Genomic DNA, 19,434 nt, shown 5'->3' on the forward strand with positions numbered 1-19,434 from the left:
AGGGGAGCGGTCAGTGTTCCCGTTTGAGAAAACGACCTTATGCCTCGCCATACCCTCGGCGCTACTGTCAGAGTTGACAGGTATAAGCCTCTAAAAACTGATAGCTGCGGTCTATTTTGAATAAATTTGACTCTTCAATGAGCGTGTCTTTTTACGAGCCAACACGTCGAAACGAAGGGTTCCCTCCATCATTCCTCTTGCTCAGGACAACGAATGTCGTTCATCCAAGCCAATCTGATCCACTTGCTCGCCGCCGTCTGGTTTGTCGTCTGCTGGGGCGGTTACACCCGTTATGCCACCTGGAAGGCCCGTGATACGGCGTGTCTGGCCAGCGTGTTGCACCTGTACCGCGAAGACTGGATGCGCCGCATGCTGCTGCGTGACAACCGCATCGCCGATGCCAGCGTGATCGGCAATCTGGAACGCAACGCGTCGTTCTTCGCCTCCAGCACGCTGATCATCCTCGCCGGTATCCTCACCGTGCTCGGTGCGTCCGACCGAGCCGTGTCGTTGTTGGCGGATATTCCGATGGTGCAGCAGGCGTCGCAGGGCATGTCGGAGATCAAGTTGCTGTGTCTGGCACTGGTGTTCGTCTATGCGTTCTTTACTTTCAGCTGGTGCATGCGCCAATACAACTTCGCTGCGATTCTGGTCGGTTCAGCGCCGATGATCGGTGAGCGCCAAGTGACTGAACAAGAACGCAAGGCGTTCGCTTCGCGGGCGGCGCGGGTGATTTCGATGGCGGCCAACCAGTTCAACTTCGGCCTGCGTTCTTATTACTTCGGCATGAGTATGCTGGCGTGGTTCGTCAGCCCGTGGCTGTTCATGATCATGAGCGCGGGAGTCGTGGTGGTTTTGTATCGCCGCGAGTTTCATTCCGACGTTCTCGATGTCATGGTCTATACCCCTACAGAGGCGCCCGTCCCTGAGGCGAACAAAGAGGCTGTTTGATGAGTATTCCGTTCTGGTGTGTGTTTATCAGTGCTTTATTGATCTATGTGGCGCGTATGCCGGTGGCCAAGGCCATGAAAGAGCAGGGCGGGTATGACAATCACTTGCCGCGGCAGCAGCAGGCGCAGTTGACTGGCTTCGGTGCGAGGGCGCTGGCGGCCCATCAGAACAGCATCGAAGCCTTCATCCTCTTCGCCATCGGCGTGCTGATGGCGCATACCACGCAAACCGCGGGTTGGCTGATCGATGCGCTGGCGATCATCTTCGTGATCTCGCGGATTTTCTATCTGTGGTTCTATCTGGCCGATCTGGCGAAGTTGCGCAGCCTGATGTGGCTAGTTGGCTTCATCTGTTCGTTGTTGCTGATGATTAGTCCGACTTTTAGAACCGTGTTGCTATAACCGGTAAATCGCAGGCAAAAGAAAACCCGCACTTGGCGGGTTTTCTTTCACACCATAAAGCTTATTGCTTTTTGGCGGCTTCTTCTTGAGCAGCGGCGTTCGATTCAGCCTGAGCTTTGGCAGCTTCGGCGTTTTCTTTTGCTGCGTCGTTCACTTTATCCTGAGCTTTGTTCATGTCTTGCTGAGCTTGCTCAGCATGTTGGTTGGCATCTTGAGCTTTGTCCTCGGATTTTTTATCGCAGGCAGCGAGACCGAGGGAAGCGGTCAACATCAAGGCAACAGCTAAAGTCTTACGCATGGGGTGTATCTCCTTATGGAAAATAACTACTGGCCTTAAGAACTCGGCGCTACGGGTTAAGTTCCTCAATTGTTTCAGATATATAAGTTTGTTTTATCACGGAACTTTTGCCGCTTTTCTCACTACTGGCACAAGGCCCAAACGCGAGTAATTATCACATGGCCGAAAACCCCGTTTTTGAGCGCGCGACGCGCTTTTTATCGGCATTGCGCCACTGTCAGGTCCTCGGTCTGCAGGTGCACAGTGCCTCCAGCGAAGGGCTGACGGTGATCCTGCCGTACAGCGAAAAAATCGTCGGCAATCCCGAAACCGGAGTCATCCACGGCGGTGCCATCACTTCACTGATGGACACTGCATGCGGCATGTCGACCCTGTGCGTGCTGCCGGAGTTCGAAGTCTGTCCGACCCTCGGTCTGCGCATCGACTACATGCACGCCGCTGAACCGAACAAAGCGGTGTACGGCTTTGCCCAGTGCTACCGCGTCACCACCGACGTGATCTTTGCCCGTGGTTTTGCCTACCAGGACGATCCCGAGCAACCGATTGCCCACGTCGTCGGCACATTCATGCGCATGGGCATCGGCTTGAAGGGCAGCAAAGGTTTCGCGGGCGCGATCAAGGGAGCGAGCCAATGAGCAACGATCTCAGGGAGCAGCTGCAGCAGGCCCACGCGCAGGGCGATTACGCGCCGCTGCTGGCGTTGATTCCTTATGCCGGGCTGATCGGTATCGAATGTTCGCGGGTTGGCGATGAGCTCTTGTTCAAGCTGCCGGCGAACAAGGACAACATTGGTAACCCTTTATTGCCGGCGATCCATGGCGGGGTGATTGCCGGCTTCATGGAGCTGGCCGCGGCCCTGCATCTGCTGATTTTTACCGGCACGCCGGGCGTGCCGAAGATCATCGATTTTTCCCTCGATTACCTGCGCGCCGGGCAGTTTCGCGACACGTGGGCCAGGTGTCAGGTCTGCCGTCAGGGGCGTCGCGTGGCCAACGTTGCGGTCACGGCGTGGCAGAGTACCGAGGGCGAACCGATCGCCACCGCCCGCGCGCACTTCAAAATTGATGAGCCCTTGAAATCCTGAACAGCGCCCCCAACTCAGATGACAACCCGCCGCAGACCATTTCGGGTCGCGGCCACTGCCATCTGATTGGAGTTTGATGACCATGAGTGTGGAAACTCAAAAGGAAACCCTGGGCTTCCAGACCGAGGTAAAGCAGCTGCTGCACCTCATGATCCATTCGCTGTATTCGAATAAGGAAATTTTCCTTCGCGAATTGATCTCGAACGCCTCTGACGCTGTCGACAAGCTGCGCTTCGAAGCCCTGGCCAAGCCTGAGTTGCTCGAAGGTGGCGCTGACCTGAAAATCCGTGTGAGCTTCGACAAGGACGCCAAGACCGTCACCCTCGAAGACAACGGTATCGGTATGAACCGTGACGATGTGATCACCCACCTGGGTACCATCGCCAAATCCGGCACCGCCGATTTCATGAAAAACCTGTCCGGCGATCAGAAGAAAGATTCGCACCTGATCGGCCAGTTCGGTGTCGGCTTCTATTCGGCCTTCATCGTCGCCGACAAGGTTGATGTATATAGCCGTCGCGCCGGCACTGCCGCCAGCGAAGGCGTGCACTGGTCGTCGAAAGGCGAGGGCGAGTTCGAAGTCGCCACCATCGACAAGCCAGAGCGCGGTACCCGCATCGTCCTGCACCTGAAATCCGGTGAAGACGAATTCGCGGATGGCTGGCGTCTGCGCAACATCATCAAGAAGTACTCCGACCACATCGCTTTGCCGATCGAACTGCCGAAGGAAGTCACTCCGGCCGAAGGCGAAGAGGCTCCGGCCGTTGAATGGGAAACCGTCAACCGTGCCAGCGCCCTGTGGACCCGTCCGCGCACTGAAGTCAAAGACGAGGAATACCAGGAGTTCTACAAACACATCGCTCACGACTTTGAGAATCCGTTGTCGTGGAGCCACAACAAGGTTGAAGGCAAGCTTGAGTACAGCTCGCTGCTGTACGTGCCGGCCCGCGCGCCGTTCGACCTGTACCAGCGTGAAGCGCCGAAGGGCCTGAAGCTGTACGTGCAGCGTGTGTTTGTAATGGATCAGGCCGAGTCGTTCCTGCCGCTGTACCTGCGCTTCATCAAAGGCGTGGTCGATTCCAACGACCTGTCGCTGAACGTGTCGCGTGAGATCCTGCAGAAAGACCCGATCATCGATTCGATGAAAACCGCGCTGACCAAGCGTGTGCTCGACATGCTGGAAAAACTGGCGAAGAACGAGCCTGAGCAATACAAGGGCTTCTGGAAAAACTTCGGTCAGGTCATGAAAGAAGGCCCGGCAGAAGACTTCGCCAACAAAGAGAAAATTGCCGGTCTGCTGCGTTTTGCATCGACCCAGGGCGACGACGGCGAGCAGGTTGTCGGTCTGGCTGACTACCTGGCCCGCGCCAAGGAAGGTCAGGACAAGATCTACTACCTCACCGGCGAAACCTACGCGCAGGTCAAGAACAGCCCGCACCTGGAAGTCTTCCGCAAGAAAGGCATCGAAGTGCTGCTGCTGACCGATCGCATCGACGAGTGGCTGATGAGCTACCTCAGCGAATTCGACGGCAAGACTTTTGTCGACGTGGCGCGCGGTGACCTCGATCTGGGCAATCTGGACTCGGAAGAGGACAAGAAAGCCGCTGAAGAAGTCGCCAAGTCCAAAGAGGGTTTGGTCGAGCGCCTGAAAACTGCGCTGGGTGATTCCGTGGCTGAAGTTCGCGTGTCCCATCGTCTGACCGACTCGCCGGCCATTCTGGCCATCGGCGAACAGGATCTGGGTCTGCAAATGCGCCAGATTCTCGAAGCCAGCGGGCAGAAAGTCCCGGATTCGAAGCCGATCTTCGAGTTCAACCCGAGCCACCCGCTGATCGAGAAACTCGATGGCGAGCAGAGCGAAGAGCGTTTTGGCGATCTGTCGCACATCCTCTTCGATCAGGCCGCCCTGGCGGCGGGCGACAGCTTGAAGGATCCGGCCGCTTATGTGCGCCGTCTGAACAAGCTGCTGGTTGAACTGTCGGTTTGATCACGTTGTAGGAAAAACCCGCTTCGGCGGGTTTTTTCATTCTGGTGTTTACACAATCAGGAGTCAGAAATGAGCCAAGTCACTGTACGTTCCGTGGTCTATCAGATTGACGGCCAGACCTATGAAGGTCGCCTGGCGTTCGACGCCGAGCACAAGGCTGCGCGCCCGGGTTTGCTGATGGCGCCGAACTGGATGGGCGTCAGCGCCGGTGCTGAAGACATCGCCAAAGCCGTGGCGGCCAAGGGTTACGTGGTGCTGATTGCGGATGTCTATGGCCAGAGCGTACGTCCGCAGAACGCTGATGAGGCGCTGGCAGCGATGATGCCGCTCAAGGACGACCGCGCGCTGTTGCGCAAACGTCTGCAAGTGGCTTTCGAGCAATTGCAGAGCCAGGGCGAAGCGGCAGTGGATACCTCGAAACTGGCGGTGTTCGGTTTCTGCTTCGGTGGTTGCTGTGCGCTGGACCTGGCTCGCACCGGCGCGCCGGTAAAAGCGGCGGTGTCGTTCCACGGCACGCTGGATTCGCCGAACCCGGCGGATGCGCAGAACATCAAGGGCTCGGTGCTGGTGCTGCATGGCGCGTCCGATCCATTGGTGCCGAAAGAGCAACTGCCGGCATTCGAAGATGAGATGAACGCGGCGAAGGTCGACTGGCAACTGCTCAGCTACGGCGGCGCGGTGCACTCCTTTACCGATCCGCACGCCAATGTGCCGGGCAAGATGATGTACGACGAAAAGACCGCCAAGCGCGCGTTCAAGTCGATGCATGATTTGCTGGATGAAGTGTTCAACGGTTAAAAGCGAAAAGCCCCTCACCCTAGCCCTCTCCCGGAGGGAGAGGGGACTGATTGAGGGTTGCTCGGGAGTGGCGTCGACCTGAACGTGAATAGGCGAATCCATAATCGCCGAGACTTTTCAGGTCGATGTATAACGCAAGACGCCTCGGTCGGCTCCCTATCCCTCTGGGATAGGCGACTGATTGAGGGTTGCTCGGGAGTGACGTCGACCTGAACTTGAATAGGCGAATCCATAATCGCCGGGATTTTTCAGGTCGATGTATAAAGCAAGGCGCCTCGGTCGGCTCCCTATCCCTCTGGGAGAGGGGACTGATTGGGGGTTGCTCGGGAGTGGCGTCGACCTGAACGTGAATAGGCGAATCCATAATCGCCGAGACTTTTCAGGTCGATGTATAACGCAAGACGCCTCGGTCGGCTCCCTCTCCCTCTGGGAGAGGGCTGGGGTGAGGGTAAGCGGCCTAGCGCGGTAGTTCGATCCGCTCGACTTCCCCCGGCACCGTCGGCCAATCCCCGGCCGCCCACTTGCGCCGTGCCTCATCAATCGCCGCCGGATCGCTTGCAACAAAATTCCAGTTGATCCGTCTCGGCCCATCCAGCGCCGCGCCGCCGAACACCACGGCGTGTACATCGGTTTCGGCAAACAGGCTCATCTCTTCGCCAACCGGCAACACCACCAGCGCATGCGGCTCGATCGCCTCGCCATTCAACTGCGCATCCCCGCTCAACACATACACCGCGCGTTCTTCATGCTCGGCCGGAATCAGCAATGTGGTCGCGGTCTGCATCTTCACTTCCGCATACAACGTAGGAGAAAGCACCGGCACCGGCGATTCCAGGCAAAAGCCTGACCCGGCAATCATGCGAATCTGCACGCCGAGGTTATCGCTGACCGGCAACGTCGCTGCCGGGTGATGACTGTAATGCCCCGGGCCTTCTTCGTGTGCCTTGGGCGAGGCCAGCCAGACTTGCAGGCCGTGCAGGGTGAAGGTCTCGGCAAGCAGTGGCGCAGGCGTACGCTCGACGTGGGCGATGGCGCTGCCAGCGGTCATCCAGCTGACATCGCCGGCGCCGACCACTTGATCGGAGCCCAGACTGTCCTTGTGCTGCAATTGCCCTTCGAACAAGTAGGTAAGCGTCGACAGACCGATATGCGGATGCTGTCGGATATCCATGCCTTTACCCGTCGGATAAATCGTCTCGAGCATGTGGTCGAAAAACACGAAAGGCCCGACGTTGCGGCATTTGGCTGACGGCAGCGGGCGCAGGATCGGCTGACCTTCGACGTCTTCGGCGCGCGGGCGGATGATCAGGAGTGGCGTGTCCATGGTGCATTCCAGGCTGAGCGGGTGATGCCAGAAGCATAACCCGCCGCTGGCATCAGGAGGATTATTGGCTGTCGAAGCCTTGTGGTGCGTGGGTTTCGATACTGACTTCGCTGGTGGTCATCAATTTGTGAATCGGGCAGCGATCGGCCACACGCAGCAGTTCCTCGCGCTGGGCGTCAGTCAGCACGCCTTTGAGCGTCAGGGTGACATGCAGGGCGTATTTGCCTTTCTGCTCTTGGCTGTTGTCGCGCTTCACTTCGACTCCCACGCCGGTCAGCGGGATGTCTTTTTTCTTCGCGTACATCTTCAGGGTCAGCGCTTTACAGGCGCCAAGCGCGGCGTCGAAGTAGTCGTGTGGCTCTGGCGCGGTGCCTTCACCCCCAGCGTTTTTCGGTACATCGGCAAACAATTCGTGGTCGTTGATCTGGACGGTGTGACGAAAACCTTCGGCAGAGACGGTATTGACGGTAACAGTCATGGAAACCTCACAGGCGGCAGGAAAAATCGTTCGAACAAAACAGACCTTGCAGTTATAGAGCATTCGCAGCAGTGGGCGTTCCGCTTTTCGGCAGGGCTGAACCCTTGTCGTTCGGGCGCGGTCTAGGCTATGCCCATCTGCCGGAGATTACTTGTGTCCTTGTCTCGTCTGAGTCTTGCCTGTCTGCTGCTGTTCGCTGGCAGCGCCAGTGCCCGCGAATACACCTACAGCGATGCGCACCTGCATTACGTGGATTTTTTCCAGGAAAGCGCCGGCATGCAGAAATTGCTCACGGCCATGAAGGACAATTCCATCGAGCACGTGATGATTTCCGGCATTCCCGTGGCGAAGAAATGGCATGAAGACGAACCCAAGCGCCCGCGTTATTACGCCGGTGATGACGCCGATGCCTATTGGTACAGCGCCACCGATGTGATCATTGCCGACGCGGTGGAAAAACTTGCGCCGGAGCAGCGCCAGTACTTTCATCCGTTCCTGTCCGGCTTCAATCCCAATGACAAGAATTCCGCCGCGCACATCCAGCGCATGCTCGACCTGTATCCGGGGTTGTGGCAGGGCATCGGCGAGGTGTTCACCCGGCACGATGACCTGACGGCGCTGACCTCCGGCGACACGCCCCGAGCCAACAACGAGGCAATGACCAAGATCTATCACCTCGCTGCGGAAAACGATCTGCCGGTGATGCTGCATTCCAACATCACTTCCAAGCGTGAGAAAAATCCGCTGTACCTGAAGGAAGTCGAAGAGCCGCTGCGCAACCATCCGCACACGCGATTCATCTGGGCGCATGCCGGCACCAGCGCCGAGATCCATCGGCATCAGACCCAGTTGCCGTTTCTCCTGCCAACCCTGACGCGCATGCTTGAGGCTTATCCGAATCTGTTTATCGACCTGTCGTGGAGCATGCTCACGCCGTATCTGCTGGACGAGCAGGGCAAGCCGCGCGCCGAATGGCTGGCGCTGGTGGAAAAGTATCCCGAGCGCTTCATGCTCGGCTCTGACGTGGTAGGACGGTTCAACAAGCTTGGTCAGGAAATGCACAGCTACAAGCCGTTTCTCGATGCGCTGCCGGAAGGGGTGGCGCGCAAAGTCGCGCGCGATAACTTCCTGGCAATACTGCCGCGCAACACAGAAAAACCCGCTGCTCCGCGCTGAAACGTCAAAGCCATGAGTTCGGACTAGCCGCTCGTTTGCCTATCGCTTTTTCGTCTTACGCAATTTCACGGCAATGCCGATACCTTCTAAAGCACCCCGCTGCAGGCTGATGCAGCGCTTTTGGAAGGAGCCAGAGTGATGAATATCCGTAGTCTCAATATTGCCCCGCGCGCCGGTCTCGGTTTCGGCCTGCTGGCCCTGATGGTGTTTGCCCTCGGCGCGTTCGCCTTGCTGCAAATGTCGAACATGCGAGCGCAGTCCGATGAAGTCGACAACAACTGGCTGCCAAGCGTGATGGCGGTCGGTGAAATGAGTCAGGACATGCTGCGCCTGCGTGCGCTGACCATGCGCCTGTTGCTCAACCGTGACCCCAAGGCACTGGAGCAGAATGTCGCCAAGCTCGACGAGCTGCGCAGTGGCTTGAGCGAAGCGCAGCAGCGTTATGACGGTCTGATCGTGCTGCCTGAAGAGCGCGTATTGTTCGAACGCTTCAAGGGCACCGAGCACAAATACCTTGAGCTTCAGGCACAAGTCCTACAGCTGTCGGCGCAGAATCGGATCGCTGAAGCTTCGACGATTCTCAATGATCAGATGAGCCCGCTGGCCGATGAAATCGCCGCCACTTTGCGTGAGCTGGTCGAGTTGAATAAACAGAATGCCGGTCTGGCCACTGAGGCCGCGCGACTGGTGTTCAAGCAATCGCGGCTATGGGTCGCAGTAATGATCGCCATGGCTGCGCTGATTACCGTCGGCCTGGCGTTGCTGCTGACGCGCAGCATCGTCGTGCCATTGTCGCAATCGCTCAGCGTGGCCGAGGTGGTGGCCGGTGGGGATTTGACCGGTGACATTCACATCACTGGCAAAGACGAGCCGGCGCGTCTGCTGCAAGCGTTGAAAAGCATGCAGCACAATCTGCGCGACACGATCCGGCGCATCTCCGAGTCGTCAACGCAGTTGGCCTCGGCAGCCGAAGAACTCAGCAGTGTCACCGAAGACGCCACTCGCGGCCTGCATCAGCAGAGCCAGGAAATCGAACAGGCCGCCACTGCGGTCAACCAGATGACAGCAGCGGTGGAAGAGGTGGCGAACAACGCCGTGGCCACGTCCGAAGCCTCCCGCGAGTCCGACCGCATCGCCCGGCAAGGGCGCGAGCAAGTGCAGCAGACGGTGACGTCGATCGAGTTTCTCGCTGGCGATGTCACCAATAATGCCGCGCAGGTCGAGGCGCTGGCGCAAAAGGTTCATGGCATCAGCAAAGTGCTGGACGTGATTCGCTCGATCGCTGAACAAACCAATCTGCTCGCCCTCAACGCCGCGATCGAAGCCGCGCGCGCCGGTGATGCCGGGCGTGGTTTTGCAGTAGTGGCAGATGAAGTGCGGGCGCTGGCGCATCGCACCCAGCAGTCGACCCAGGAAATCGAGCAAATGATCGGCGGGATCCAGCAGGGCACCGATTCAGCGGTCAGTTCGATGCAGCAAAGCAACTCAAGGGCGCGCTCGACCCTCGAGCTGGCGAAGAGCGCAGGCTCGGCCCTGGAGGAAATTGCCTCGGCGTTTACCTTGATCAACGAGCGCAATCTGGTCATCGCCAGCGCCTCGGAAGAGCAGGCAGCGGTGGCGCGGGAGGTGGATCGCAACCTGATGAATATTCGTGATCTGGCGATGCAGACATCGGCGGGGGCCAATCAGACCAGTGCGGCGAGTCAGGAGTTGTCGAAGTTGGCGGTGGATCTGAACGGGATGGTGGCGCGGTTTTCGGTGTGAGTTTGACCTTCAAAAGCCCCTCACCCTAACCCTCTCCCGGAGGGAGAGGGGACTAATCGTGCGATGCTTTGGAATCCATATTCGACTCGGTTTCTCAGGTCGATGGTTAGCGGCAGACACCTCGGTCGGCTCCCTCTCCCTCGGGAGAGGGCTGGGGTGAGGGGTAGGGCCGCCGCGCAGTATCATCGAACAGATAAACAAAAGCCCCGCATTCGCGGGGCTCTCTGTTCTTGCGACGGATCAGCTGCCTTTGACAGTCTTACCGTTGACCGTACCGTCCTGGAGCATGATGTTGTACTCCTTGCCGTCAGTCTCGACCTGTTGCAGGCGCACCAGCAGGTAATCCCAGTCCTTGGCGAACCACAGCACGGTGATGCGTTTGCTTTGTGTCGGATCGCGCACGCGCTCGACCTTGATCGCATCGATCTGGCCGGCCTTGGTGTCGACCTTTTCCGAACCCAGCACGCGGAAGTCGTAGGTATCGACTTCGCCATCATCAACCACCTGATAGCTCATGCTTTTCTTGCCGGCGGCAACGTCGTGCTGCAGCGCCAGTTGATAGGTCGACTTGTCGACCATGCCACGGTTCAGCGGGATCTTCACCGCGTCGCCACGGTCGGTGCCGGTCACCAGTTTATTGGCCCAGTCGAAGTCCAGATCAGCTTTTTTCGCTTTGCCCAGACCACCGCGTTCAAAGTGGTAGGACTGCGGCAGCAGGGTGTCCTTGTCCAGCTTCAGGGTGCTTTCTTCAGTCAGGCTGGCGATCATCATCGAGGCCTTGAAGCTGAGCTTCCAGACGCCGTCGGCTTCCTTGGTCAGGCTGCGTTCGGCGGTGCCGCTCATGGGCAGCTGCTTCCAGTCGGCGGTGTAGCTGGCGGAGAACGGTTGAAGGTCCGCTGCCTGCGCGAAGGGCAGGGCGAGCAGAGCGCAAGCGAAGAGCAGGGCGCGACGCATAATATCTCCTAGTGTCGAATCAAGTGGCCGCTGGCGGCGAGTGGCTGACCGTCGAGTAAAGCACCCTGGTCACCGAGTGTCAGCCTGCCTTCGGCAAACCAGCGTACTGCCATCGGATAGATCAGGTGTTCCTGGGCGTGGACTCGTTGCGCCAGACTTTGCGGCGTGTCGTGCAACTCTACCGGTAATACTGCTTGTACGACCAGTGGTCCGCCATCGAGTTCCTCGGTGACGAAGTGCACGGAGCAGCCATGTTCCGTATCGCCGGCCTCCAGCGCGCGCTGATGAGTGTGTAACCCTTTGTATTTGGGCAGCAGCGACGGGTGGATGTTGAGCAGGCGACCCTGGTAGTGACGCACGAAATCAGCGCTGAGAATGCGCATGAAGCCGGCCAGTACCACGAGTTCGGGGTTGAATTGGTCGATCAGTTCGATCAGCGCGGCATCGAAGGCCTCGCGGCCCTCGAATGCCTTGTGATTCAGCGAGCGGGTGGCGATACCCGCGTCGCGGGCGCGTTGCAGGCCGTAGGCGTCGGCGCGGTTGGAAATCACCGCAGCGATGCGGACCGGGCTGTCGCCGGTCCGCGTGCTGTCGATCAGAGCCTGCAAGTTACTGCCGGTGCCGGACAACAGCACCACGACATCACAGGACTTTGGCATCAGTGAGCCTTGAGGTTCTTCAGCTCGACCTGCGCAGCGCCTTCGGCGGCCACGGCGATCTGACCGATGACCCAAGGCTGCTCGCCGGCGTCACGCAGGGTGTTCAGGGCCACTTCGACGTGCTCCTGAGCCACGCAGATGACCATGCCGACGCCGCAGTTGAGCACGCGGTGCATTTCGGTTTCATCAACGTTGCCTTTCTCTTGCAGCCAGTCGAATACGGCCGGGCGAGTCCAGCTTGCCACGTCAACCACAGCTTGCGCGCCTTTTGGCAACACGCGCGGGATGTTGTCGAGCAGGCCGCCACCGGTGATGTGGGCCATGGCCTTCACAGCGCCAGTGTCCTTGATCAGCTTGAGCAGTGGCTTGACGTAGATGCGGGTCGGGGCCATCAGCAGGTCGGTCAGCGGTTTGCCGTCGAGCTGGGTGTTTTCGATGTCGGCGCCGGAGACTTCGATGATCTTGCGGATCAGCGAGTAGCCGTTGGAGTGCGGGCCGGACGATGGCAGGGCGATCAGGGCGTCACCGGTGGCGACTTTCGAGCCGTCGATGATTTCCGCTTTTTCCACGACGCCGACGCAGAAGCCGGCCAGGTCGTAGTCTTCGCCTTCGTACATGCCTGGCATTTCAGCGGTTTCGCCGCCGACCAGCGAGCAACCCGACAGTTCGCAACCAGCGCCGATGCCGGTGACAACCTGGGCAGCGGTGTCGACGTTCAGTTTGCCGGTGGCGTAGTAGTCGAGGAAGAACAGCGGCTCGGCGCCGCACACCACCAGATCGTTGACGCACATGGCGACCAGGTCGATGCCGATGCTGTCGTGCTTGTTCAGGTTCAGCGCCAGACGCAGCTTGGTGCCGACGCCGTCGGTGCCGGAGACCAGCACCGGCTGCTTGTAGCCGGCCGGGATTTCGCAGAGGGCGCCGAAACCGCCCAGGCCGCCCATGACTTCCGGGCGCGCAGTGCGCTTGGCGACGCTCTTGATGCGTTCGACCAATGCTTCACCGGCGTCGATGTCTACACCGGCGTCCTTGTAGCTCAGGGAGGGTTGCTTGCTCATGATCCAGGCCTTTAGGGGAGGGGATTCAGGGGGTAACGACCGAGTTCAGCGGGAACATCGAACTCGATGGGCGATCGCCTCACGCGAGTTTCGAGGGGCCCGGCTGTTGCCGGTCTGCGAAGGCGCGCGATTTTATCAGGCTTGAGGGGCAGCGGCCATCCTCGCACCGACGGGCAGGGCCATATCGGCGGAAATTTTTTGCAATCGCAGGGTATGACTGCCTGTATAAGGTGTGGCGATTAACCGTCTATCGTTAGGACTGTGCAAAAACTTACCGCCACCGTGTGAATGTTTTGCAAGAGGTGGGGGTCACAGCCTTGCTCAACCGGTTCACGCGGCGTGTTCCAGCCGCTCCTGTCGACGGGAATTTTCCATGCGTTTTTGTAAATTGTTATTTGTAGGCTGCCTGACGCTGGTCAGCCTGGCGAGCCATGCCGAAAACCTCAAAGGCCTGTATCAGGTGCGTCAGCCGGTCAACGGCCAGGCGCCGGAAGAGCGCGATCGCGCCACGCAGGCAGCGCTCGATACCCTGGTGCTGCGCCTGACCGGCGACCCGAAAGCCGCGCAGAACCCGGGGCTGGCGCCGATCCGCAAGGACCCGCAGCAGATCATCAGCCAGTTCGGTTTCGATGCCGGGCCACCGGAAGTGCTGAAAGTCGATTTCGATCCGGCAACCACCGAGCAGGCCTTGCGCCGGGCCGGGTTGCCGGTGTGGGGCACCAGTCGGCCGTCGATCCTCGGCTGGTGGCTGAACGATTCAACTGAAGGTGCGAGCCTGGTCGGTGACGGTCAAACCGCAGCCTCAGCGTTGCGCACGGCCGCACAACATCGCGGTTTGCCACTGCGCTTGCCGCTGGCTGATCTCAGCGAGCAATTGGTTGCCACCGCACCCGCGCTGGAAAGCGCTGACCCCGCGCCCTTGCGCAGTGCTTCGGAGCGCTACAACGCCGACGCCTTGCTGGCGGTGCATGCCCGCGAAGAGGGCGGACAGTGGCAGGCAAAATGGCGCTTGTGGCTCGGTGATCAGAAAGAGGCCGGCAGCGTGCAGGGCGCCGATCAGGCTGCGATTGCCGATGCGGTGATGCTGGCGGTGGCCGAGCGTCTGGCGCCGCGATTCGTCGCCAAACCCGGCGCATCGGGTCAGCAGACGCTGGAAGTGCAGGGCATGAATCTGGAGCATTATGCGGCGCTGCTGCGGTTACTCGAACCGTTCGGCGTGCGTCTGCAAAGCGTGCAGGGCGATCGGATCGTCTATCGGCTCAATGGCAGCGCCGATCAGTTGCGCGCGCAATTGTCGCTGGCGAAGTTGCAGGAGCTGCCGGCCGAAGCGCCGGTTCCGGTGGCGCCTGCCCAGCCAGCGGCGGATGGTACGCCTGCGGTTGCAGCGCCAGCGCCAGCCCCGGCAGCGGCGGCACCGTCGTTGCGGTTTCGCTGGTAAGTCTTTCCTTATATAGAAGCATCAGGAGTGGTAAATGGCCGATACGCGGCGTTGGTTCTGGCTCGGTGGGGTAGTCCTGCTTTGCGCGTTTGTATGGTTGCTGCATCCGATCCTCACGCCGTTTCTGGTCGCGTTGTTGCTGGCTTATCTGTTCGATCCGCTGGTGGATCGTCTGGAGCGGCTCGGGCTGTCGCGAACCTGGGGCGTGATTGCCGTGTTTGCCTTGTTCACCTTGATCGTCACGGCGTTGATGCTGGTGCTGGTACCGATGCTCGCCAAGCAGTTGCTGCGTCTGTACGAGCTGGCGCCGCAGATGCTCGACTGGTTGCAGCACACCGCTGTGCCGTGGGCGCAAGCGAAGCTTGGTTTGTCGGACGGCTTCTGGAAGTTCGATAAAGTCAAAGCTGCGATCAGCGAGCACATGGGCCAGACCACCGACATCGTCGGCGTGGTGCTGAGTCAGGCGACGGCCTCGAGCCTGGCGCTGATCGGCTGGTTGGCGAATCTGGTGCTGATTCCGGTGGTGAGCTTCTATCTGCTGCGCGACTGGGACGTGATGATGGGCAAGATCCGCAGCCTGTTGCCCCGTGATCGCGAAGAGCGCGTGGTTGCGCTGGCGGGGGAGTGCCACGAAGTGCTCGGCGCGTTTGTGCGCGGGCAGTTGCTGGTGATGGTTGCGCTGGGCGTAATCTACGCCGCCGGCCTGATGATCGTCGGTCTGGAGCTGGGGCTGTTGATCGGCCTGATTGCCGGGCTCGCGGCGATTGTGCCGTACATGGGTTTTGTCATCGGCATCGGTGCGGCATTGATCGCCGGATTGTTCCAGTTCGGGGGCGATCTGTACCCGATGGTCGGGATCGTTGCAGTGTTCATGGTCGGTCAGGCACTGGAAGGCATGGTGCTGACGCCGCTGCTGGTCGGGGACCGCATCGGCTTGCACCCGGTGGCGGTGATCTTCGCGATCCTCGCTGGCGGCGAGCTGTTCGGTTTCACCGGCGTGCTGCTGGCGTTGCCGGTGGCGGCGGTGATCATGGTGCTGGTGCGTCATGTCCACGACTTGTATAAGGATTCCGGGATCTACAGCGGCGTTGACGAACCTGAGCTGTGATGGCGCGGGCCGCCCGGCGCTTGGCCGGGCTGGTCCGTTTCGTTCGAGCGAGGGCGCCAGAGAATCTGTCATCAAACCGCTGCGTCAACGCAAACCTTTGATTTTGCTTGGGGTCTGTCGCATTGTGCGCTCAGCCTCACGGGTATAAACTTCGCCAACTTTACACAGAGGCCACTAACGGTTCCTTTGAGAACTGTTCAGTCAGCATGAAACCGATTCAGCTGCCCCTAGGTGTGCGTCTGCGTGACGACGCCACCTTCATCAACTACTACCCAGGCGCCAATGCCGCTGCACTCGGCTATGTCGAGCGTCTCTGCGAAGCCGACGCCGGGTGGACGGAGAGCCTGATCTACCTGTGGGGCAAACACGGCGTCGGGCGCACGCATCTGTTGCAGGCCGCGTGCCTGCGCTTCGAGCAGATGGGCGAACCGGCGGTATATCTGCCGCTGGCCGAGTTGATGGATCGCGGCGTGGAAATCCTCGACAACCTTGAGCAGTACGAACTGGTCTGCCTGGATGACTTGCAGGTGATTGCCGGCAAGGCCGACTGGGAAGAGGCGATGTTTCATCTGTTCAATCGTCTGCGTGACAGCGGCCGGCGCCTGCTGATCGCCGCGTCCACTTCGCCGCGCGAATTGCCAGTGAAGCTGGCCGACCTGAAATCGCGCCTGACCCTGGCGCTGATCTTCCAGATGCGCCCACTCTCCGATGAAGACAAATTGCGTGCGCTGCAATTGCGCGCATCCCGTCGCGGTCTGCACCTGACCGATGAAGTCGGGCACTTCATTCTCACTCGCGGCACGCGCAGCATGAGCGCGCTGTTCGATCTTCTCGAGCAGCTTGATCAGGCGTCCCTGCAAGCGCAACGCAAGCTGACCATTCCCTTCCTCAAGGAAACTCTTGGCTGGTAGTAGTGGGCTTTTGCCAGCTTTCGGGCGCCAGAAAACCCACGTCCCTACGCCGATTCACCGGCCAGACGAGTTACGCGCTTAGATGTAAACGCGAAACCGGGAAGTCACATAAAGTTCGATTGAATTTGCAAATGAGGACGATAGCGGGCATAGTCTCGGCTTCTTTACAACTATCAGCCACGGTCGTGCCCATGCTAAAGCGCTTCGCACCCCTCGTGCCTCTCGCACTCGTTACCCTGTTATTCGGTTGTGCTGCTCATTCTCCGGTTCAAGAGCCGCCGCAACAGGTCAAGAATTCTGCTACCGCCCAGTCTTCCGTTATTTACCAGGAAGAGCTGGACACCGAAAAAGAACTCAACCAGTTCAACGGCAGCAAGCCTTATCAGCTTCCTGTACTGGCTGACAGCATCCTCGAACGCGGTATGTCCCTGATCGGTACTCGTTACCGCTTCGGCGGTACCTCTGAAGCCGGCTTCGATTGCAGCGGTTTCATCGGTTACCTGTTCCGCGAAGAGGCGGGCATGAACCTGCCGCGCTCCACTCGCGAAATGATCAACGTTGATGCGCCGCTGGTTTCGCGCAGCAACCTTGAGCCGGGGGATCTGCTGTTCTTCGCCACCAATGGTCGTCGCGGTCGTGTCAGTCACGCCGGCATCTACCTGGGTGACAACCAGTTCATTCACTCCAGCAGTCGTCGCAGCGGCGGTGTTCGCATCGACAGCCTGGGTGACAGCTACTGGAGCAAGACTTTCATCGAAGCCAAGCGTGCACTCGCCATGGCGCCGACCGTTGTCACCGCTCGCAAGTAACCTGCATGTCGCTGCGTTCGCGGCGACAAAACGGCACGGCAACGGAGTAGACCTAAACTTTACAAGGTGAAGTTAAAGTCTTACTTGAAGTTTGCCGCGTAGCCGCTAGAATCCTGAATCTATATTGATGGCAAACCGCCTGCGTGATGATGCAGGCGGTTTTGTTTCTGTCCATTCGGCAGAGAAAGCCGCAGCCAGATCAGGATGTTCTGCTTATGACGATGTCGGCCCGCCTCACCTTGATCCTTTGCGCCGCGCTGCTCAGCGCCTGCGCCAGCCGCACACCGCCGCCAGCCCCCGTGGTTCGCGCGCCGATCGTGTTCGCTCCCTCCCAGGCTTTTTCCCCCGTTGCTGAAGACGTGTTGTTCCGTGCCCTCGGCCTGGTCGGTACGCCGTATCGCTGGGGCGGCAACACGCCAGATTCCGGTTTCGATTGCAGTGGTCTGATCGGTTTCGTATACCGGGACGCGGCGGGAATTTCGCTGCCACGCTCGACCCGCGAAATGATCGTCATGCAGGCGCCGAATGTCGGCAAGGAAGGCCTGCAGACCGGCGACCTGATCTTCTTCGCCACCAATGGCGGCTCGCAGGTCAGTCACGCGGGGATTTACGTCGGCGAGGGGCGCTTCGTGCATGCGCCGGCCACGGGCGGCACGGTCAAGCTCGATAGCCTGTCGAAGGCGTATTGGCAGAAGGCGTATCTGAGCGCCAAGCGGGTGTTGCAGCCGGGGCAGCTGGCGCATAACCCCTAGTGCGTATGCATAACTAAATGTGGGAGCGAGCCTGCTCGCGAAGGCGGAGTGTCAGTCGACAATGATTTGACTGATAAACCGCTTTCGCGAGCAGGCTCGCTCCCACTTTTTTTGCGTTGCGCTTAGCTTATTTGCTGGCCGACACGCGCCACACTTTGTTCCCGACATCATCCGCCACCAGCAAGCCGCCTTGCTGATCGATGACCACGCCAACTGGGCGGCCCAGCGCGTTCTCGTCCTTGTCGAGGAAACCGGTCAGCACATCCACCGGCTGCCCGGTCGGCTTGCCGCCAGTAAACGGCACGAAAATCACCTTGTAGCCACTGTGCGGTTTGCGGTTCCACGAGCCGTGCTGGCCAATGAATGCGCCTTCCTTGAATTGCGCCGGCAAGCGGTTGCCATCGGCGAAGGTCAGGCCCAGCGAAGCGGTGTGCGGACCGACCGCGTAATCCGGAGCGATGGCCTTGGCCACCAGATCAGGATTCTGCGGTTTGACCCGCACATCGACGTGCTGGCCGTAGTAGCTGAACGGCCAGCCATAGAAGCCGCCGTCCTTGACCGAGGTGATGTAGTCCGGCACCAGATCGCTGCCGATTTCGTCACGCTCGTTGACTGCTGTCCACAATGCGCCGCTGGTAGGTTCCCAGGCGAGGCCGTTGGGGTTGCGGATACCCGAGGCGAAGATCCGGTGATTGCCGGTCGCACGATCCACTTCCCAGATCGCCGCGCGGCCTTCTTCCTGATCCAGGCCGTTTTCGCCGACGTTACTATTCGAGCCGACGGTGACGTAGAGCTTGTTGCCATCCTTGCTGGCGATGACGTTTTTGGTCCAGTGGTGATTCAGCGTGCCGCCGGGCAAGTCGACGACTTTGATCGGTTGGGTCTTGATCTCGGTGGCGCCCGGCTCGTAGTTGAAGCGCAGCAGGCGGTCGGTGTCGGCAACGTACAAATCGTTGCCGACCAGCGTCATTCCAAACGGCGAATTGAGGTTCTGCAGGAACACCGTGCGGGTTTCTGCGACGCCGTCGTGGTCGGCATCACGCAGCAGGGTGATGCGGTTCGGGCTGGGCACGCCGGCGCCGGCCTTGCCCATGACTTTCTTCATCACCCAGCCACGAATGCCTTTGCTGTCATCGGGCTTGGGCGGCGCATTGGTCTCCGCCACCAGCACATCGCCGTTGGGCAGCACGTAGAGCCAGCGCGGGTGATCAAGGCCTTCGGCAAACGCGGCGACCTGGGTGCCGGCCGCTGCGGTCGGTTTCGCGCCTTCCGGCCAGCCCACCGCCGGGGCGATGTTGACTGTCGGGATCAGCGTCTTGTTCGGTTCGGGCAGTTTCGGTGACGGGCCGGTGCCGTCGGAGACTTGCAGGCTGGAGGTTTCACCGCAGGCGGCGAGCCCGCCAGCGACGGCGATGATAAGAGCGAGTTGGGCCTTGCGCATTGCTGATCTTCCCTATGAATGCATTCCTAAACATAGAGGAGGG

Annotated in this window: 20 protein-coding genes and 1 pseudogene; 14 read left to right on the plus strand and 7 right to left on the minus strand. The window is 59.7% G+C overall.

The genetic code is table 11. The annotated features are described in order from the left end of the window. Window positions 1-213 precede the first annotated feature (213 nt). On the plus strand, window positions 214-951 hold the full coding sequence (locus J2Y39_RS03260; protein ID WP_016773682.1) for a DUF599 domain-containing protein: 738 nt from the start codon (window positions 214-216) through the stop codon (window positions 949-951). Then, window positions 951-1,352, plus strand: coding sequence for an MAPEG family protein (locus J2Y39_RS03265; protein ID WP_310215060.1), 402 nt, complete (start codon window positions 951-953; stop codon window positions 1,350-1,352). The genes J2Y39_RS03260 and J2Y39_RS03265 overlap by 1 nt, the downstream gene beginning before the upstream one ends. 61 nt (window positions 1,353-1,413) lie before the next feature. On the opposite strand, the gene J2Y39_RS03270 is transcribed toward J2Y39_RS03265, so the two are convergent. Beyond that, entirely contained in the window at window positions 1,414-1,650 is a 237-nt protein-coding gene (locus J2Y39_RS03270) for a hypothetical protein (RefSeq protein WP_056783899.1), read from the minus strand. A 158-nt stretch (window positions 1,651-1,808) separates the two neighbouring features. Here J2Y39_RS03270 and J2Y39_RS03275 point away from each other — a divergent pair, with 158 nt between their 5' ends. The 4 genes from J2Y39_RS03275 to J2Y39_RS03290 all read left to right on the plus strand — a co-directional run bounded on the left by J2Y39_RS03275 (window position 1,809) and on the right by J2Y39_RS03290 (window position 5,519). Next, window positions 1,809-2,285 carry a PaaI family thioesterase gene (locus tag J2Y39_RS03275; protein ID WP_310215064.1) on the plus strand — a complete coding sequence of 159 codons (477 nt, stop codon included), beginning with the start codon at window positions 1,809-1,811 and terminating at the stop codon, window positions 2,283-2,285. After that, window positions 2,282-2,734: a PaaI family thioesterase gene (locus J2Y39_RS03280; protein ID WP_042607592.1), complete on the plus strand. Its 453-nt coding sequence runs from the start codon at window positions 2,282-2,284 to the stop codon at window positions 2,732-2,734. The genes J2Y39_RS03275 and J2Y39_RS03280 overlap by 4 nt, the downstream gene beginning before the upstream one ends. An 82-nt stretch (window positions 2,735-2,816) precedes the next feature. Then, window positions 2,817-4,721 carry a molecular chaperone HtpG gene (gene htpG, locus J2Y39_RS03285; RefSeq protein ID WP_071171478.1) on the plus strand — a complete coding sequence of 635 codons (1,905 nt, stop codon included), beginning with the start codon at window positions 2,817-2,819 and terminating at the stop codon, window positions 4,719-4,721. A 69-nt stretch (window positions 4,722-4,790) separates the two neighbouring features. Beyond that, window positions 4,791-5,519 carry a dienelactone hydrolase family protein gene (locus tag J2Y39_RS03290; RefSeq protein ID WP_310215068.1) on the plus strand — a complete coding sequence of 243 codons (729 nt, stop codon included), beginning with the start codon at window positions 4,791-4,793 and terminating at the stop codon, window positions 5,517-5,519. 457 nt (window positions 5,520-5,976) lie between these two features. On the opposite strand, the gene J2Y39_RS03295 is transcribed toward J2Y39_RS03290, so the two are convergent. Further along, entirely contained in the window at window positions 5,977-6,843 is an 867-nt protein-coding gene (locus J2Y39_RS03295; RefSeq protein WP_095180750.1) for a pirin family protein, read from the minus strand. 61 nt (window positions 6,844-6,904) lie between these two features. After that, on the minus strand, window positions 6,905-7,321 hold the full coding sequence (locus J2Y39_RS03300) for an OsmC family protein (protein ID WP_310215072.1): 417 nt from the start codon (window positions 7,319-7,321) through the stop codon (window positions 6,905-6,907). A 129-nt stretch (window positions 7,322-7,450) separates the two neighbouring features. Here J2Y39_RS03300 and J2Y39_RS03305 point away from each other — a divergent pair, with 129 nt between their 5' ends. The 3 genes and pseudogenes from J2Y39_RS03305 (at window position 7,451) to J2Y39_RS26405 (ending at window position 10,261) form a co-directional block, all read left to right on the plus strand. Beyond that, window positions 7,451-8,497: an amidohydrolase family protein gene (locus tag J2Y39_RS03305; protein WP_150741312.1), complete on the plus strand. Its 1,047-nt coding sequence runs from the start codon at window positions 7,451-7,453 to the stop codon at window positions 8,495-8,497. A 138-nt stretch (window positions 8,498-8,635) separates the two neighbouring features. Beyond that, window positions 8,636-9,406 (plus strand): annotated as a pseudogene (locus J2Y39_RS26400) (MCP four helix bundle domain-containing protein); the annotation flags it as partial. Beyond that, complete coding sequence (locus J2Y39_RS26405) at window positions 9,398-10,261, plus strand: methyl-accepting chemotaxis protein (protein WP_371699267.1); 864 nt, start codon at window positions 9,398-9,400, stop codon at window positions 10,259-10,261. The pseudogene J2Y39_RS26400 and the gene J2Y39_RS26405, both read left to right, overlap by 9 nt. 240 nt (window positions 10,262-10,501) lie before the next feature. Here the strand turns inward: J2Y39_RS26405 and J2Y39_RS03315 are convergent, their stop codons facing one another. From J2Y39_RS03315 to purM, 3 genes are read right to left on the minus strand one after another with little or no spacing between them, the layout of a single operon-like run. Continuing rightward, window positions 10,502-11,215 (minus strand): DUF3108 domain-containing protein, encoded by a 714-nt coding sequence (locus J2Y39_RS03315; protein WP_056783915.1) that lies wholly within the window; start codon window positions 11,213-11,215, stop codon window positions 10,502-10,504. Window positions 11,216-11,223: 8 nt separating this feature from the next. After that, window positions 11,224-11,874 (minus strand): phosphoribosylglycinamide formyltransferase, encoded by a 651-nt coding sequence (gene purN, locus J2Y39_RS03320; RefSeq protein ID WP_310215080.1) that lies wholly within the window; start codon window positions 11,872-11,874, stop codon window positions 11,224-11,226. Beyond that, complete coding sequence (purM, locus tag J2Y39_RS03325; RefSeq protein ID WP_016773695.1) at window positions 11,874-12,932, minus strand: phosphoribosylformylglycinamidine cyclo-ligase; 1,059 nt, start codon at window positions 12,930-12,932, stop codon at window positions 11,874-11,876. Before purM ends, purN begins: the two co-directional genes overlap by 1 nt. A 373-nt stretch (window positions 12,933-13,305) precedes the next feature. Here purM and J2Y39_RS03330 point away from each other — a divergent pair, with 373 nt between their 5' ends. The 5 genes from J2Y39_RS03330 to J2Y39_RS03350 all read left to right on the plus strand — a co-directional run bounded on the left by J2Y39_RS03330 (window position 13,306) and on the right by J2Y39_RS03350 (window position 17,950). Then, entirely contained in the window at window positions 13,306-14,370 is a 1,065-nt protein-coding gene (locus J2Y39_RS03330) for a DUF2066 domain-containing protein (RefSeq protein WP_310215082.1), read from the plus strand. A gap of 34 nt (window positions 14,371-14,404) precedes the next feature. Further along, window positions 14,405-15,478, plus strand: coding sequence for an AI-2E family transporter (locus J2Y39_RS03335; RefSeq protein ID WP_095180755.1), 1,074 nt, complete (start codon window positions 14,405-14,407; stop codon window positions 15,476-15,478). Between the two features lie 206 nt (window positions 15,479-15,684). Further along, on the plus strand, window positions 15,685-16,389 hold the full coding sequence (hda, locus tag J2Y39_RS03340) for a DnaA regulatory inactivator Hda (RefSeq protein ID WP_007919828.1): 705 nt from the start codon (window positions 15,685-15,687) through the stop codon (window positions 16,387-16,389). Between the two features lie 191 nt (window positions 16,390-16,580). Then, on the plus strand, window positions 16,581-17,198 hold the full coding sequence (locus J2Y39_RS03345; protein WP_016773699.1) for a C40 family peptidase: 618 nt from the start codon (window positions 16,581-16,583) through the stop codon (window positions 17,196-17,198). A 215-nt stretch (window positions 17,199-17,413) separates the two neighbouring features. Continuing rightward, window positions 17,414-17,950: a C40 family peptidase gene (locus J2Y39_RS03350; RefSeq protein ID WP_041479547.1), complete on the plus strand. Its 537-nt coding sequence runs from the start codon at window positions 17,414-17,416 to the stop codon at window positions 17,948-17,950. A 127-nt stretch (window positions 17,951-18,077) separates the two neighbouring features. Here J2Y39_RS03350 and J2Y39_RS03355 read toward each other — a convergent pair whose 3' ends face one another. Beyond that, window positions 18,078-19,391: a sorbosone dehydrogenase family protein gene (locus J2Y39_RS03355; protein ID WP_212615612.1), complete on the minus strand. Its 1,314-nt coding sequence runs from the start codon at window positions 19,389-19,391 to the stop codon at window positions 18,078-18,080. Window positions 19,392-19,434: the final 43 nt, after the last annotated feature.

It is taken from the genome of Pseudomonas sp. 2957, assembly GCF_031456345.1.
In the GTDB taxonomy this organism is placed as follows: Bacteria; Pseudomonadota; Gammaproteobacteria; order Pseudomonadales; family Pseudomonadaceae; genus Aquipseudomonas; species Aquipseudomonas siliginis.

What these genes read in the sequence shown, in the direction of transcription:
- J2Y39_RS03260 (WP_016773682.1), top strand. Translation starts at nt 214, where the DNA reads ATGTCGTTCATCCAAGCCAATCTGATCCACTTGCTCGCCGCCGTCTGG.
- J2Y39_RS03265 (WP_310215060.1), top strand. Translation starts at nt 951, where the DNA reads ATGAGTATTCCGTTCTGGTGTGTGTTTATCAGTGCTTTATTGATCTAT.
- J2Y39_RS03270 (WP_056783899.1), bottom strand. Translation starts at nt 1,650, where the DNA reads ATGCGTAAGACTTTAGCTGTTGCCTTGATGTTGACCGCTTCCCTCGGT.
- J2Y39_RS03275 (WP_310215064.1), top strand. Translation starts at nt 1,809, where the DNA reads ATGGCCGAAAACCCCGTTTTTGAGCGCGCGACGCGCTTTTTATCGGCA.
- J2Y39_RS03280 (WP_042607592.1), top strand. Translation starts at nt 2,282, where the DNA reads ATGAGCAACGATCTCAGGGAGCAGCTGCAGCAGGCCCACGCGCAGGGC.
- htpG (WP_071171478.1), top strand. Translation starts at nt 2,817, where the DNA reads ATGAGTGTGGAAACTCAAAAGGAAACCCTGGGCTTCCAGACCGAGGTA.
- J2Y39_RS03290 (WP_310215068.1), top strand. Translation starts at nt 4,791, where the DNA reads ATGAGCCAAGTCACTGTACGTTCCGTGGTCTATCAGATTGACGGCCAG.
- J2Y39_RS03295 (WP_095180750.1), bottom strand. Translation starts at nt 6,843, where the DNA reads ATGGACACGCCACTCCTGATCATCCGCCCGCGCGCCGAAGACGTCGAA.
- J2Y39_RS03300 (WP_310215072.1), bottom strand. Translation starts at nt 7,321, where the DNA reads ATGACTGTTACCGTCAATACCGTCTCTGCCGAAGGTTTTCGTCACACC.
- J2Y39_RS03305 (WP_150741312.1), top strand. Translation starts at nt 7,451, where the DNA reads ATGCCCATCTGCCGGAGATTACTTGTGTCCTTGTCTCGTCTGAGTCTT.
- J2Y39_RS26405 (WP_371699267.1), top strand. Translation starts at nt 9,398, where the DNA reads ATGCAGCACAATCTGCGCGACACGATCCGGCGCATCTCCGAGTCGTCA.
- J2Y39_RS03315 (WP_056783915.1), bottom strand. Translation starts at nt 11,215, where the DNA reads ATGCGTCGCGCCCTGCTCTTCGCTTGCGCTCTGCTCGCCCTGCCCTTC.
- purN (WP_310215080.1), bottom strand. Translation starts at nt 11,874, where the DNA reads ATGCCAAAGTCCTGTGATGTCGTGGTGCTGTTGTCCGGCACCGGCAGT.
- purM (WP_016773695.1), bottom strand. Translation starts at nt 12,932, where the DNA reads ATGAGCAAGCAACCCTCCCTGAGCTACAAGGACGCCGGTGTAGACATC.
- J2Y39_RS03330 (WP_310215082.1), top strand. Translation starts at nt 13,306, where the DNA reads ATGCGTTTTTGTAAATTGTTATTTGTAGGCTGCCTGACGCTGGTCAGC.
- J2Y39_RS03335 (WP_095180755.1), top strand. Translation starts at nt 14,405, where the DNA reads ATGGCCGATACGCGGCGTTGGTTCTGGCTCGGTGGGGTAGTCCTGCTT.
- hda (WP_007919828.1), top strand. Translation starts at nt 15,685, where the DNA reads ATGAAACCGATTCAGCTGCCCCTAGGTGTGCGTCTGCGTGACGACGCC.
- J2Y39_RS03345 (WP_016773699.1), top strand. Translation starts at nt 16,581, where the DNA reads ATGCTAAAGCGCTTCGCACCCCTCGTGCCTCTCGCACTCGTTACCCTG.
- J2Y39_RS03350 (WP_041479547.1), top strand. Translation starts at nt 17,414, where the DNA reads ATGACGATGTCGGCCCGCCTCACCTTGATCCTTTGCGCCGCGCTGCTC.
- J2Y39_RS03355 (WP_212615612.1), bottom strand. Translation starts at nt 19,391, where the DNA reads ATGCGCAAGGCCCAACTCGCTCTTATCATCGCCGTCGCTGGCGGGCTC.